Source organism: Actinomadura sp. NPDC047616, from assembly GCF_040642915.1.
In the GTDB taxonomy this organism is placed as follows: Bacteria; Actinomycetota; Actinomycetes; order Streptosporangiales; family Streptosporangiaceae; genus Spirillospora; species Spirillospora miaoliensis.
In genome coordinates, this window is the sequence record NZ_JBEYTB010000007.1 from 245,016 (window position 1) to 258,683 (window position 13,668).

Genomic DNA, 13,668 nt, shown 5'->3' on the forward strand with positions numbered 1-13,668 from the left:
GAGGCGCTCTGGGCGAGAATTGACCGGCACACACAAACAGAGCCGAACCCGGCCCTGTAGACGTCTTGTCAGACGGCGCACAGGGGTCGGGTTCAAGGATCCGGTCCCGCGCGCCTTCGTAGCGGAAGGAAATGACCGTGAAACTGCGCGCGAAGCCGGAAACGCGACGGCGAATCCTGACCGCCCTCGGCACCGTCGTGACGGTACTGGGCGTGGTCGTGGCCCTGCTGGCCGGGGCCTTGACGAGTGGTCAGGACGACCCCACGGGAGGTACTCCTGGGAAGAACCAGGCCTCCTCTCAGACGTACATCTTCACCCTCATACGTGAAGAGGAGCACAGGAAGCTTCGGCTGACCGTCTCCGGCTCCTCGGGGTACATCGATGGCCAGTACATTCTGGTCGCCTTCTCCGAGGAGTCCGGGAAGCCGGGCGGCCTGCCTCGTCCAGGCGTCAGGGACAGGAGGCATTTCACCGGCCGGAGCAGCGGCAACTGGTTCCGGTTCGACGACCTTGACCAGGACGGGCCCATCACGGGCATTCTCAACGAAGGTGTTCTCACTCTGGACCGCGCCTTCGCCGCAACCGAGTCGAAGGAGTGGACGCAGAGCTCCGAAAAGGCCTTCAAGCAGGCGCTCACGGACTACGCCGAGGACCATCCGCTGGGCACCTGCCCGACGGACCCGGAATACGTGGTCTGCCCGGAATAGCGAGTACTCCCGGAAGACTCGTTCGAATCCGGCCGGCCTCCACCCCACACCGGGGTGGAGGCCGGTTTCCTATCCGGTTTCCTATCCGGTTCTCTGTCCGGATCACCGGGTCCGGCTCACCGGATTCCGCACGCTAGTTCCTGGTGACCTCACGCTCGTACATCTCCCTCAACAGCTGACGGATGTCGACCGGACGGCTCGAAGTCAGCCGGGGGTCGATCTGGGTCATCCGTCGGCTGCTCTCAAGGGACCGCCGCATGTCCTCCAACCTGTCGAACACCTCCTTGTTGTCCCGTTCCTCGCTGTCGACGCGCCGCCTGATCGTGTCCCTGAACTCGTCGAGGGCGTCGATGAGGGCATCGGTGTCGGCCGTGGTGTGGGGCGTCCGCGTGATGGAGCCGGCCAGCCTCTCGATCGTCTCGTGCCAGTCCTGCTGTGCCCGCCGCGTCTGTGCGGTGATCTGCTCGGCGACCCGTTCCAGCTCCTCGGTGTCCATGACGGTGCTCGGATCGGCGAGTCGTACCCGCAGATCGCAGACGCCGCGCGCCGACGCGGACGCGTCGACCGCGTCGCGCAGTTGCGCGCTCAGCCGGTCGATGTTCGCGGCGACCTCCTGCTGCAGGCCGGTCAGCCGTTCGAACTCCGCCGGGAAGTCGCCCGCGAACCCCGCGGCATTCGCATCATGAAGATCCTGCACCTCCGCAACGACGCTCATCAGTCTGGTGAGGTCCTGCTCAAGCCGAAGATGGAGTTCTTCGGCCGTCCCGGAACCGCCGTCCGGCATCTCCACCCGGATCTTCCGGAAGTCACCGATCTCGCGCTGCGCGGCCTCCGCCACTCTGTGCACCGCCTCCATGTCACGCTGCCGGCGGATATCGGTGCCCGGCAGCTCCGCCTGGGCCCATTCTTCCCGGGCCGTCCTTACGGCGGTGTCCTCCGACCGGCGAGCGGTGATGGTGATCCTGGAAATCTCCTCGTCCGTGCCCCCGCTGATGACGTGCGCCACCCGCTCCCGCACCTCGGGACGGCTCGTGTCGATTCCGTGGGCGGCCAGTACGTTGATGTACTCGCCATTGTCGTTGATGTAGCCGCGTTCCCGCGCCTGCGCGGCGAGCCGGGCGATGAACTGGTCGTCGTTCTCTGGGGCTCCGTTGACCATCTTGCGCTGCAGGGTGTACGGGTCGAAGAAGTTGTACGGGTTGGTGGCGAAGTCATCGACGGTCATGTCTTCCGGGTACACCACCCGTCCGGTCGTCCGGTCGAACCGGGGTGGAACGGGGATGGCCAGGCCATGGTCGCCGATCATGATCTGGTCGGGCTTCAGCCCCATCCTCCTCGCCATTTCGGCGCGCGCCCGCATCTTCTCCTCGTCGTTGGCGAATCCGGTGAACTCCGGGTTGAGGCCATCGGCGTGCGCGGCACCCCATTGCCGGGCGCGCAGCATGTTCAGCCCGTCCAGGGTGTGCTCCCTGATCAGCCTCTCGCGCTCCTCGTCATCGCTGACCCGGATGATGTTGCGGTGCCAGTCATCGGCCTGTCGCTGGCCCGCCCGCCAGCTCTTGGCCACCGGCATCCCCGCCGCCGCGCCCGGTTTCAGGCCCGCCGCCCCGCCTCCCGCACCGGATCCGCGGCGCCCGCCGCCGAACATGGCCTGGCCGCCGCGCAGGGCCGCTGCACCGCCGGTGAAGGCCATCAGCGGCAGCGTCGCCAGCACGGCGGGCGGCGCCAGCATCGTCAGCCCGGCCATGCCCGCGGTCAGCCCGGTGTACGCCGCGGCGCGCTGTGCGGGCGATCCCGACACAGCTCCGCGTTGCAGGGCCATGGTGCCCCTTCGCAAGCCCGCGCGACCGGCGTCGTACCTGTCCCGCACCCAGTCGGTGAGCGGCCGGGTGGCCCTCCGCACGCCTCGTCCCGTGGCTCTGGTCATCCCACGCGTCGCCCGGTTGTTGATCATTCGCCGTTGCAGCGACCGCTCGTCCAGGGCGCCCAGCCGCATCCGGCCCATCCCGAGCCGGCCGAGTCCGCGGGACATCAGGCGGCCCGAGTCGCGCGCCAGCCTCCGGTCGCCGCTGCCCTTCAGCACCGCGGCCGCGGCGAACCCCACGGCCCCGGTCGTGGTGGAGATGTCGCCGATGCCGAGGATCCTGCTGATCTTCCGGAACAGGAACAGCGCCACCAGCGGAGCCGCCCCCTGCGCGATCTGCTCGAAGAAGTTCGGAGTGGAATCGCCGAAGGTCGCATGAATGGCCTGATAAGTGGTGTCGGTGAACATCGTCAGGAATGTCAGGCCCATGGTGAAGAGAAAGTCGCCGGCCGCCGCCGCACCGGTGAGCCTGAGCAGTCTCATGCCCTGCGGCAGGCCCATGCCCAGCAACAGCAACGTCATGGGAAGAATCATCACAAGACCCGCCAGTCCCACGCCGGAGACCGTCATACCGATCGCCATCGGACCGAGGACGAACAGGAAGACAAAGGCGACGATCAACGACATCAGGCCCTGGGTGAGCCGATCGACCTGATTGGCCCCCAGCCAGGCACTGACGAATTTATAACTGTAACGGCAGGCTTCCTCGGACGTGTAGCACTCGCCGAACTTGTCGTCGAGCTCATCACCGCCGTTGAAATAGAAGGTGTCGACCCCGTCATGCAGTCGGCTCAACGACCAGATGTCGCCGGTATCGACCGTAGGTGCGCTGCTGTAGAGGTGCCCGCATGATTCCGACTTGTCATCCAGGTCGTCGTCTTTGGCCTTGTCCCATTGCGGGATCGTGTGGTTGCTTCCGCGCCCGTCGTCGTCCCCTTTACAGGCACCCCAGGCGACCATGATGATCTTCTCGTCCCCGGGGGGATCGAGGTAGAACCCGCGCGGCATCTCGGTCGTGGTGGTGCCGATCTCGTTGCCGGTCGACAGGTCGTAGGCCGCCAGTTTCTGCAACGTGTGCACACTGGAGTTGGCTTCGAGCTGACGGCAGGACGCATGGGCCGGAGAGGGATATTGCTCGGTTCCCTCACCGAACTGCGCGGTCTGCCAGGAACGGATGAGCGACATCTCCCAGATCTTGCTCACCTGCACCATCGCCTCGCTGCCCGACAGGCCCAGCGAACTTTTTTTCCCGTTGTCGGACATATACCGGTCGTACAGTGCCTTGTCGAGAGCCGCACAGGTGACTTTGCCCGCCCATTTCGGGTTCGTGTCATAGAAGACGGGGTTCGTCTCCGCGCCGTTGTCGAACCGTCCGATCTTCTGCAGGTCGCGCAGCGAGTCCGACGCGCTGCCGAACCAGCTCTGCACCGTCTTGGCCATCCACGGCACCGTGTACGCCGCCGTCGGGTCGTCCCGGTGCTGGTCGGACTGGTCGCCGATGAAGAAGATCGTCCCCGTCGCCAGCAGGAACCCCATGATCATGCGCATGGCGGACGCGGGCCCCTTCCGCTGGTTTCCGGTCCACCGTTTGACCGCCGCCATCAGAACGAACAGCCATGCCGGGATCAGGAACCAGGACGCGTACAGGGAGAAGCTCCGTACGACGGAGTTGATCGGATCGGCCGCCCTGCAGATCATGTCGAACGAGTAACCGAACCCCATGAGCGTGCCGATGATCCGCCAGGCCAGCCCCGCCGCCATGAACATCAGGCTGGCGATCATCGAGATGAACAGCCGGGTCTTGAGGATCCAGGCGTTGTCCACCGTGTGCAGGCTGAGGGAGGTCCACCGGTTCAGCGGCAGGAAGTCCCGCTTCTCGTTGTACGCGGCACAGCCATCTTTTTCGACCTCGAACTCTTCCCAGCCGTTGTCGGTCGACTCGCCGTCGGGAGGGGCCATGGGGGCCGCGACCACCTGGCCCCCCGTATCCGTGGTGGCCGGGGAGCCCGTGACCGTCGAACCGGGAGCCGCCGATACCGGCGTGGCCGGTCCGGCGGCTCCGGATGCCGTCTTCTCGGATCCGGACCCGGATCCGACGGTGTGCCCGGAGAGCACGGCCAGCCCGCAGAACACCGTCAGCGCGAGCGCCCACACCAGCAGTTGAAGCCCATGCCGCGGTCCCGAAGGCCGCGGTTTCGAAGGTCGCGGGCCCGAGGGCCGCGGCCGTGTGGAGCCGGACGGGGCGCCGGTGCGGCGCCGTGCGGAGCGCGGCGTGCGCGCGGGCGCCGGACGCCGCGTCGGTCGCCTCAGTCGACGAGCCATGCGTCCGCTCCCTCCTCGGCCGGGGCCGCGGCGAGCACCGCCGCGTCGTGGTCGGCGCGTTCCAGGGCCAGGCGCCGTTCCTCGCGCCTGCGGCGGTCCTCGGGGTTGGTGCTGTAGGCCGCCGCGGCGTCAGGAGGCGTTGGCCCCAGCACGACCTGGGCGTGCTGGCCGACCAGATCACGGAAGATGCCGCGCGCCCAGCGGGCCGGCCGGTCGCCCTCCGGCGGCAGCGGGCCGAACTCGCGGATCTCGGCGAGCCGCCGGGGAGTCGGCTCCAGGCCGCACAGCCTCAACGCCGTCTCCGCCTCCCTGGCCTCGTTCAGCTTGAGCACCAGGACCCGGCTGAGGTAGGACTCCAGGTCCTTGGTCACCACGTCGGCGATCCGCTGGGTGAGGAACACCGGCAGGATGTTCAGCGACCGGCCCTCCCGGGAGATGCGCTGCAACGAGGCCAGGCCCTCGGCCTGCGACAGGAACGTCCACGCCTCGTCCACGATCAGCACGCCGGACCGGTTGGCGATGAGGATCTCCAGTGACGCCCGGATGACCAGGCGGACGGCCGCCAGCGCGATCCGCTCCGAGGCCGAGTACTCGCTCGGAGTCTTGCCCTCGGGCAGCCCCAGGTCGCGGTCGAAGTCGACCAGCGTCAGCCGCTGCTGGACGTCGAGGCGGGGCAGCGGCCGGAGCGCGATGCCGAGGGAGAACATGCTGGACGCCTCCATCTGCTGCTCGATCAGGCCGCGCAGCCGCTCCGCCTCGTCACCGGGGACGTACTGCAGGGCTTCCCAGACGCAGCGGGCGCCGTTGAGGGCACCGCGTTTCAGGCCCGAGCCGAGGGCCAGCCGCTCCGGCAGCGACAGGCCGTCCCGGTAGTCGTCCAGCGCGGACAGGATGTGCACGTTGGCGATCTCCGCCGCGATGGTCGGCGGCGCGTACCGGAACGGGTCGAAGGCGCCGGGGGTGTCCTCCAGTGCCGACATGGACACCCGCCCGCTGGGCACGCCCAGCCCCTGGGCGTAGTCCACCATTCCGTACAGCGAGTCGCCGCCCTTGGGGTTCACGAAGATCACCGGCAGGTCGTTGAGGGCGGACTGCACGGCGACGGACTGGGCGAAGAACGTCTTTCCGCTGCCGGGATCACCGAAGATCCCGAAGACGGGCGGGAGGTTCTTGCGCGGGGCGCCGAGCGGGTCGACGAAGAAGGGGGTGCCGTCCGGGTCGATGAGCCCGCCGAAGACCCCGGTGTCGTCGCCCAGATGGGAGAACGACTGCAGTCCGGCGTGCGAGACCATCGGCACGTTCACGTCCTGCAGGAACGGGTTGACCCGTACCGAGGAGCACGGCAGGGTCTCCTCCAGCGCCTGGATCTGCCGGTGCTCCAGGGGCTTCATCTGGATCCCGTAGTTCTGGGAGAGGAAGTCCAGGTAGGTCTCGGTGGCGTCGGTGACCTCCCGCGCCATGACGAAGCTGCAGTTGGCCAGCATGGGCTGCCTGGAGCCCGCCAGGTAGTCCTCGACCTCCTTGGCCTGCTGGTAGGTCTCCGACAGCTCCACCTTCTCCAGGTCCTGGGTCTTGCGCTCCTCCTCCATGTTCGACATGATCCGCCGCTGCGCCCGGCGGGCCCGCGCCCGCGTCAGATTCGGCGGCTCCAGCTCGGCGCGGATCGAGACGACGTGCGGGGCGTCGCCGGGGTGGCTGATCGCCTCCAGCGCCCACTGGGCGTACGGGGACGGCATGATCGGCTGCTCGAACCGCATGACGGCGGACATCTCCAGCTCCCCGACACCGGACACGGCCAGCCGGGTGGGCAGTTCCTCGATCACCGCGTCCGGGCCGCGCCCGAGGTTGTACCAGGACTCCAGCTGGTCGAGCTCCTGCCGCGTGGGCGGCTGCGCGTCGGCGCGGTCGAACAGGGACGTGACGAGTTCGAGATCCCGCTGGTACGGGGCCAGGTCCGGGACGTCCTCGGCGATGGACTCCTTGACCAGCTCGGTCAGCGACCTGAACATCGACATGCCGCCGCCGGAGCGCCGGTCGGCCTTCGCCGCCTGGTCCCGCAGCGACGACCGCAGCTGCACGCCGACGAACAGAACCCGCTTGGGCGCCAGGAACCCGAAGGCACCCGCCTGGTAGGCGCGCAGCATCTCGGTGTTGTCCCTCGGCGGCGTGACGAGGTCGTCCCAGGTGATCGACACCAGGTGGACACGCCGGTTGTTGGACAGGGTCGCCAGGCCGCCGATGGGCTGGCGCGAGGTCCCGCCGAGGTCGTCCAGGAGCCGGGCGAGCGGCGCGGCCAGCGACAGCTGCTGCTCGGGATCCTCCCACTTCATCGGTGACAGCCGCACGGTGCGGTACATCCACACCTCGCCGTTGTGGCCGACGTAGACGCCGTCGGCGGTCCGCCATGCGTACGGGGTCGTCCACATGGTGGCGGTGTCGGCCTCGGAACGACCTGCGCGGCTTGTCCCGGTGAGCCGCCCGAACGTGGCCCTCAGGTTGACCATGCGTGTCATCTCCCAGGTTGTGTGAGCTCTCCGGGAGACAGTCCGGCATTCACGGCTGGCGGCAGCCGCCGTTGTCCGCACAGTCGGACTAGGAGACTCCGGTCGCCCCGTCGGCCGGTCGACAACCAGAGCTCTGAGGACACTGTGATGGCAACTGCCCCGAACCTCGTCGTGGCGGGGGCCCCGGGCGTCGCGCTGAAGTTGCGGGAGACCGGCCGGTTCCCCGCGGTGTTCGACGCCGCCTCCGCGGCGGAACTTCGCACCCTGTCCAAGAGCGGGCGGGTCAGTCCCCCCGCCGCGTTCCTGTTCGCACCGGGGTTCGTCGAGGACGTCCCCGGTGCCGGGGTGACCGTCCTGGCCAACGGACTGGCCGGCAGCGGGTTCACCGTGCTGGTGCACGGTTTCTTCGCCGAGCGCGGTGATGTCTTCGACCCGAGGGTGCGGGTCACCGGCCGGCAACTGAGGCTGTCGGAACTGCTGGCGATGTTCGGTGTCCCCGAATCGGCGCCACCCCAGGCCACGGCCCCGCCCCCCGCGGCAGCCCCCGCCCCGGCGGCAGCCCCGGCCCCCGCCGCGGCCCCGGCCCCAGAGCCCGCCGAACACGCCCAGCCGTCCCCAGGGCCTCAACCCGAATCGGGGGCCCAGCCCACGTCCTGGTCCCAAATCGCGCCATGGCCCCAGCACGAACGAGGGCGCCGGGACACGTCAGGCCCCCGGCAAGGGACGAGCCTCCACGCCGCACCGGATGGCCCGCGGTCCCAGCCAGGGCCACACCCCCCGGCAACGCCCTATTCGGGGCGGGAGCCGGACTCCGCCCCCGTGTCCGAACCGAACACGGGTGCGGCGCCCTCCCCGGCCTCCTCGAACGGCTGGCCGGGCCCGCCGGCGGCGCCCGTTCGGCCGCCGGCCGCGACGGCGGCACCGGCGGCCGGCCGCGTCATCGCCGTCGCGTCGGCGAAGGGCGGCGTGGGCAAGACCAGCACGACCGTGAGCCTGGCGGTCCATGCGGCCGAGCACCTTCAGACGGTCGGCCGCGGCGGAACAGTGGTGGTGGTGGACACCAACTTCCAGCAGGCCGACGTCGCCCGCTACCTCAACCTGGAGTCCCCCACGATCCTGGACCTGCTCCGGGAGAGCGGAACGCTCTCGGCACAGACGGTGCGCAACCATCTCGCGCACGTCCCCGACATCGGCCTGTACGCGTTGCTCGGGCCACCGGACGTCGTCAACGCCGACCCCGCCTTGATCAACTCGGCGCTGTACCGGCGGATCCTGGCGGTGCTGCGAACGGCGTTCGACTTCGTGTTCGTCGACACGCCGGTCGCCGAGCTCTACCACACCACGTTCACCGACCTGGTCCTGCCCGAGGCCGACGCGATCCTGGTTCCCGTCGAACCCAACCGGGTGACGCTGGAGGCCGCCCGTTCCTGGCTGCGAGCGATCACCCTCCCGCAGCACTCCCGAGGCGGCGGCGTCGCCCCGGAGAAGCTGTCGCTGATCCTCAACCGGGCCCGCGCCGACGTCGGCTGCGGCCCGGAGGACGTCATGGACCTGCTGCCCGGATGGCGGTTCGTCGGGCTGATCCCGGACGACCGGGAATGGACGCGGGCGGCGAACGATCGCCGGCTGGGCGCGCTGCGCGCCGCTCCGGAGCTGGCGGCGACGCTTCGCGAGATCCTGCGGGTCGTCACCGCGGACCCGGTGTTCGAAACGGCCCCGCCGCCGGCGGACGGTCAGGACGGCCGGTTGCGGAGACTGCTCGGCCTGGGGTCCCGATGATCGACGCCCCTGACCGGCACATCTCTCACCAGTCGCACGGATCGCACGATCGTACGGAAGGAAATGATCAATATGGCGGCTGATCAGGCCCCCGCTGCGGGGTGGGACTTCTGGGCGGCCCTGGGCGTCACCCCGGAGGTCGAGTACCCGCCGGACGCCGAGGCCTCGCAGGACAAGCCCCCCACCCCGGCCGAGCAGAAGGCGGCGGCCGGGGCGGCGGCCTCCTCTTCACCCGAGCCGAAGGCCGCGCAGCCGGGGGCAGAGGACGAATGGGCTTCGCTGTTCTCGTCCTGGGACTCGGTCGCAGGAACCGCCCCTGGTCAGGCCACCGGAGCCGCGGCGCCACCACAGGGCAAGACGGCACCCGAGGCGCCCCCAGCGCAGCAGCCTTCCCCGCCTTCCGCTCAGCCCATCGCACAGGGCCCAGCACAACCTCCGGCGCAGCCCTCAGCACAGGGCCCCGTACAAGCCCACGTACAGACCCGGCCCCCGGCACAGATTCCAACGCAGGCGCCCCCGCCGTCCCCGGCACAGGCTCCGGCACAGGCCGGGGCACCGGCGGACGTGGCGATGCCGAAGGCGCAGGAGCCCGCGGATCCGGGCGGGCCGGGACTCCCGCCTGCGACGGAGCCGGTATGGGTCGCCGCGGAGCGGATCGCGCAGTCCCTCCGGCCGCGGATGGCCGCGATCTGGATGGAGGTCCTCACCCACTACACCGACGGGGACCGGGCGATGGCCGGCCGGGTCTACGACGTGCTCAGCGGCAGCCACATGCTCGGTGAGCTGTGGCGCGACGAGCGCGTCGACGAGGTGCACATCCAGGGCACCGAGGTGACCGTCTGCGGCAGGCACGGCGTGTACCAGGTCCCCGGGTTCCCCAACCTGGCCACGGCCCGCCGGGCCATCGAGACGATCAAGGCGTCACGTGCGCGGACGGGTGCGGTCGTCTCGCGGATCGGCGGCTCGGTGGTGGTGAGCCGCCGCAGCGGCACGGGCCTCGACGCGACCGCGCTCCTCGCCGGCGGGATTCTCACCGAGGAGCAGCTCGCACAGGTCAGGCGGACACTCGAGGGCATGGGAGCGGTGACCGTGACGGGACCGGCCGCGCGGATCGTGGTGCGTGCGCTCGCCTCGCTCATACCGGTCGGCAGCCGGGTCTACCTGGGGGCGTACGCGACGCTGCCCACGGGGTGCGTCACCGCGGCGAACGCCATGGAGGCCGACTACGTGGTGGGCGTCCGCCCCGGGGCGGTGGCGGAGGGGATGGCGGCGGCGGGCCAGGTCGGCGCCCTCATCGCCAACCCGGAGACGCGGATTCCGACGGCACTGGGGTTCGCCGTCTCCGGGCCGTCCGCGGCCCCTGGCAGGCTCACGCCGCTGACCTGACCACCCGGGCCGCGGCGGCGGGCCCGCTCGCGAAAGGCGCCGGGCGCCGCCCGCCACATTTCCGGCAGCGGCGCCCGCACCCGTGCCCACCTCCGACGAGACGTTCGGTGTCCGCGCCCGCACAGCCGCTCGGCACACGCGTCCGCTCAGGTGTTCAGCGCCCGGTGCTCCCGCTGGTGCACCTCCAGCACCTGGGCGCGGGCCGCCGCCTCGGCCAGTGGTGTGATGAGACGGGCCAGCGGGGTTCGCCGGGCGGTCCCGCGCGGCTCGGCGAGTTCGGTGACCCGCCGCACGCCGTCGGCCCCGTGCAGTTCGAACCCGCGGACAGGATGCGCCCAGAGCCTGCCCTGGGGCGTGTCCAGCACCGGCTCCGGCTGCTCACCGGGGGCCACGGCGATGTCTCCCAGCGTCCAGCCGGTGCGCCGGGCGGCGTCCGCGAAGGCGATGACCTGGTCCAGGTCACGCCGCAGTCGCGCCACGTCGGCGCCGGCGAAAGAGGCCGGCGGGCCGCCCAGCGCCATGGCGCCGCGGCAGCCCAGCCGGTCGGCGATCTCGGCCACCCGGTCCAGCACGCTGCGGTGGATCAGGCCCATGTCCCGCCCGTTCACGGTCAGCAGGACCATGTTCGGGCGGTCCTGTGATCGCGTCATCGGATCTCCTCACCGGGTAGCCCGCCGATCGGCGGCGTTCGCTCAGGCGGCACGCGGGTCGACCACGTGATCGGAGTCCAGGATGAAGCTCGCGGCCTCGTCGGGGGTGACTCCGAGCACGTCGACGGCCAGGCGGACCGGCCCGATCCGCTCGGCGTCGCAGCGGTGACATCTGGCCCTGCCGTTCTCGTACACCTTCATCGACGGGCGCTCGTCACCGTTACTGTGCCGGCGCGGACGCGGGCAGTGCCACATGTCCTCCTCGTCGGCGGAGGAACCGAGCCGACGGAGCAGCGTCCGGACGTCCACCCCGTTGGCTTCGGCGATCCGCCGGTCGTGCGGCGAGAGGGGGACCGGCGGGACGATGTCGGCGCCTCTGCGCGCGATGCGCAGTTCCTGCCGGTACCGCACCGCCTCCTGCCGGAGCCTTTCCAGGTCGATCCCCTGGTCCGGAGCGTTCTTGCCGACCGGGACAGGCTCGGTTCCGGTGGACAGGAAGGGGAACCGGTCGTCCGCCCGCCGCCGCAGAGCCGCGACGAGTACGAACATCGCCAGCGCGTCCCTGGCCGAGTCCGGCGGGACCATGCGCAGCCGCGCCGCGTACCGGATCACCGTGGCGGCCTGCGGGCTGACCATTTCCTGCCCGGCCGAGCCGAGGTGCACGGTGGGGATCCCGTCCGCGACCGGACCCCCGACCTGGGCCCACAGCAGGAACTCGGACGGACGTCCGGCATCCGGGAAGGACGCACCGTCGTCGCCCAGCCGGGAGAACGCCAGAACGGTACCTCCCGCATAGGCGTCGACGCGCCGGCCGGAGAACCCGCACAGCGCCGCGTACGTCACCAGGCCGGCGGGGCCGTCGGGCGCGAGGAAGATCGCCCGGGAGCGGAAGTCGGCGGCCGTCAGCCCGCTCGCGCGCAGGCCGCCGAGCGTCGCGGAGATCACGTCGTCGCTCCCGGTCGGGACCAGGTCGACGGTCTTGACTCCCGCGGGCGCCGGCGGCGAGCCGGTGGTGCGGATGGCGAGCAGGTAGTCGGTCAGCTTGTACATCGATCTCCCCAGTGGTCGGCCGCCGTCCTATCACGCATGACTGTCCCAGCCGACGGGCGACCCGCAGGTGTCTTCCGTTACTTGCCGATCAGGCCCGCCCCGAAACGGTAACGCAGGAAGCAGCACCGGCCTGGGCGACCGGTGCCACGCCTGGGCCGGACGCGGCCAGGCGACGACGTTGCCGCCGGCCGCCCAGCCGGCGGCCGGATGCGGAAGAGGCGCACGTGACTTCCACCACGCAGGTGAAGGAAGAGTTCTATCTCCGGCGCGAATTCGGCGACGACGTCCCGGTCTTCGTGGATGCGACGCGATACGTCAGGCAGGCCATCCCCTATCCGCTCAGCGCCAAGAAGGCGCTGAAGGCCACCTGTGGCGTGCGGACGGACGAGGAGGTGGTGGCGTTCAGCCTGCGCGACTACACCGCCAGGCAGGCCGAGCGGGAGGTCGAGCACATCGAATCCGGCTTCGGCGGCCAGACCACCACACAGAACGTGCTGCGGCCGCGAATGCCCCGCAGGACCCTGCACGAGCTGAGCGAGACCGCCCGCGCGCTGTCGGCCGTGCTCGGCGACGACGTGATCGCCGAACTGGACGGCGAACTGTACGTGCTGACGCTGACCCGCGCGCACAACGAGGGCAGCCTGAGCCTGGCCGGGAAGCTGACCAGGACCGAGGACGGATACGCCCGGTCCGAGATCACCGACACGGACGCCGAGTTCGCACTGCCGGTCGCGGGCCTGCGGCTGCGTGTGTTCATGCGCTCCCCCGTCCGGGAGCGCGTCATCGCCTACGGCTTCGGCGGGTACCTGGCCCGCAAGCCCGGCGAACCGGAGACGGTGACCCGGGCGACGGCTTTGGCCCTCAACCGCGTGCTCGACCTGGCGACCTTCCGGATGCTGTCCGGGCTCGACCACGTCGAGGTCCCGCCCCCGCCGGGAGGCATCGCCACGCCCCGGCCGCGCGAGGCGGCCGATCGCGTGACCTTCACGGTTCCGGTGCTGCTGTTCACCGACGACGGGACCCCGGCGGCCCGGGGTCACCTTGCCGGGGAGATCGATCTGGACCATGTGCACCCGGTGACCGGCGGGTTGCGGATCCATCTCGGCGGAGGCGACGGGCTGGAGTGGAACCCGGCGGTGGCCGGCTCGGTGCGCTTCGAGACCTACGAGCGGGTGCTGATCGAGACCATCGCCGGGATGATGCACTCGTCTCTCGGCCCGGCCGCCATGCGCGACATCGCCTACGACATCATGCTGGGCGACCTCGGGCGGGTCCACGTCGCCGGCCTGCGCGCCGCCGCCGGCGGCCTGCCGGGCCTGGCCGCCATGCCCGACCGGGCCGAACCCCGCCCGCGGCAACCGGAGGGCGCCCGGCCGACCCCCTGAGCTCGCTGACGGCGACAGTAT

At 70.5% G+C, this 13,668-nt stretch carries 9 protein-coding genes; 4 read left to right on the plus strand and 5 right to left on the minus strand.

Going from position 1 to position 13,668, the window contains the following annotated elements; translation table 11 throughout:
* Positions 1-137 precede the first annotated feature (137 nt).
* Positions 138-707 (plus strand): hypothetical protein, encoded by a 570-nt coding sequence (locus ABZ801_RS18945; protein WP_360699222.1) that lies wholly within the window; start codon positions 138-140, stop codon positions 705-707.
* A gap of 133 nt (positions 708-840) precedes the next feature.
* Here ABZ801_RS18945 and ABZ801_RS18950 read toward each other — a convergent pair whose 3' ends face one another.
* From ABZ801_RS18950 to ABZ801_RS18960, 3 genes are all read right to left on the minus strand, one after another.
* Positions 841-4,725: a hypothetical protein gene (locus ABZ801_RS18950; protein ID WP_360699224.1), complete on the minus strand. Its 3,885-nt coding sequence runs from the start codon at positions 4,723-4,725 to the stop codon at positions 841-843.
* Between the two features lie 152 nt (positions 4,726-4,877).
* Positions 4,878-7,397 (minus strand): ATP-binding protein, encoded by a 2,520-nt coding sequence (locus tag ABZ801_RS18955; protein ID WP_360699226.1) that lies wholly within the window; start codon positions 7,395-7,397, stop codon positions 4,878-4,880.
* Positions 7,398-8,185: 788 nt separating this feature from the next.
* On the minus strand, positions 8,186-8,380 hold the full coding sequence (locus tag ABZ801_RS18960; RefSeq protein ID WP_360699228.1) for a hypothetical protein: 195 nt from the start codon (positions 8,378-8,380) through the stop codon (positions 8,186-8,188).
* A gap of 4 nt (positions 8,381-8,384) precedes the next feature.
* On the opposite strand from ABZ801_RS18960, the gene ABZ801_RS18965 reads away from it, so the two are divergent.
* On the plus strand, positions 8,385-9,176 hold the full coding sequence (locus ABZ801_RS18965; RefSeq protein WP_360699230.1) for a hypothetical protein: 792 nt from the start codon (positions 8,385-8,387) through the stop codon (positions 9,174-9,176).
* A 570-nt stretch (positions 9,177-9,746) separates the two neighbouring features.
* Positions 9,747-10,562, plus strand: coding sequence for a hypothetical protein (locus ABZ801_RS18970; RefSeq protein ID WP_360699232.1), 816 nt, complete (start codon positions 9,747-9,749; stop codon positions 10,560-10,562).
* Between the two features lie 146 nt (positions 10,563-10,708).
* Here the strand turns inward: ABZ801_RS18970 and ABZ801_RS18975 are convergent, their stop codons facing one another.
* Both ABZ801_RS18975 and ABZ801_RS18980 read right to left on the minus strand, forming a co-directional pair.
* Complete coding sequence (locus ABZ801_RS18975; protein ID WP_344956257.1) at positions 10,709-11,212, minus strand: hypothetical protein; 504 nt, start codon at positions 11,210-11,212, stop codon at positions 10,709-10,711.
* A 42-nt stretch (positions 11,213-11,254) separates the two neighbouring features.
* Complete coding sequence (locus tag ABZ801_RS18980; RefSeq protein ID WP_360699234.1) at positions 11,255-12,262, minus strand: hypothetical protein; 1,008 nt, start codon at positions 12,260-12,262, stop codon at positions 11,255-11,257.
* Positions 12,263-12,486: 224 nt separating this feature from the next.
* Here ABZ801_RS18980 and ABZ801_RS18985 point away from each other — a divergent pair, with 224 nt between their 5' ends.
* Positions 12,487-13,647 carry a hypothetical protein gene (locus ABZ801_RS18985; protein WP_360699236.1) on the plus strand — a complete coding sequence of 387 codons (1,161 nt, stop codon included), beginning with the start codon at positions 12,487-12,489 and terminating at the stop codon, positions 13,645-13,647.
* Positions 13,648-13,668 lie beyond the last annotated feature (21 nt).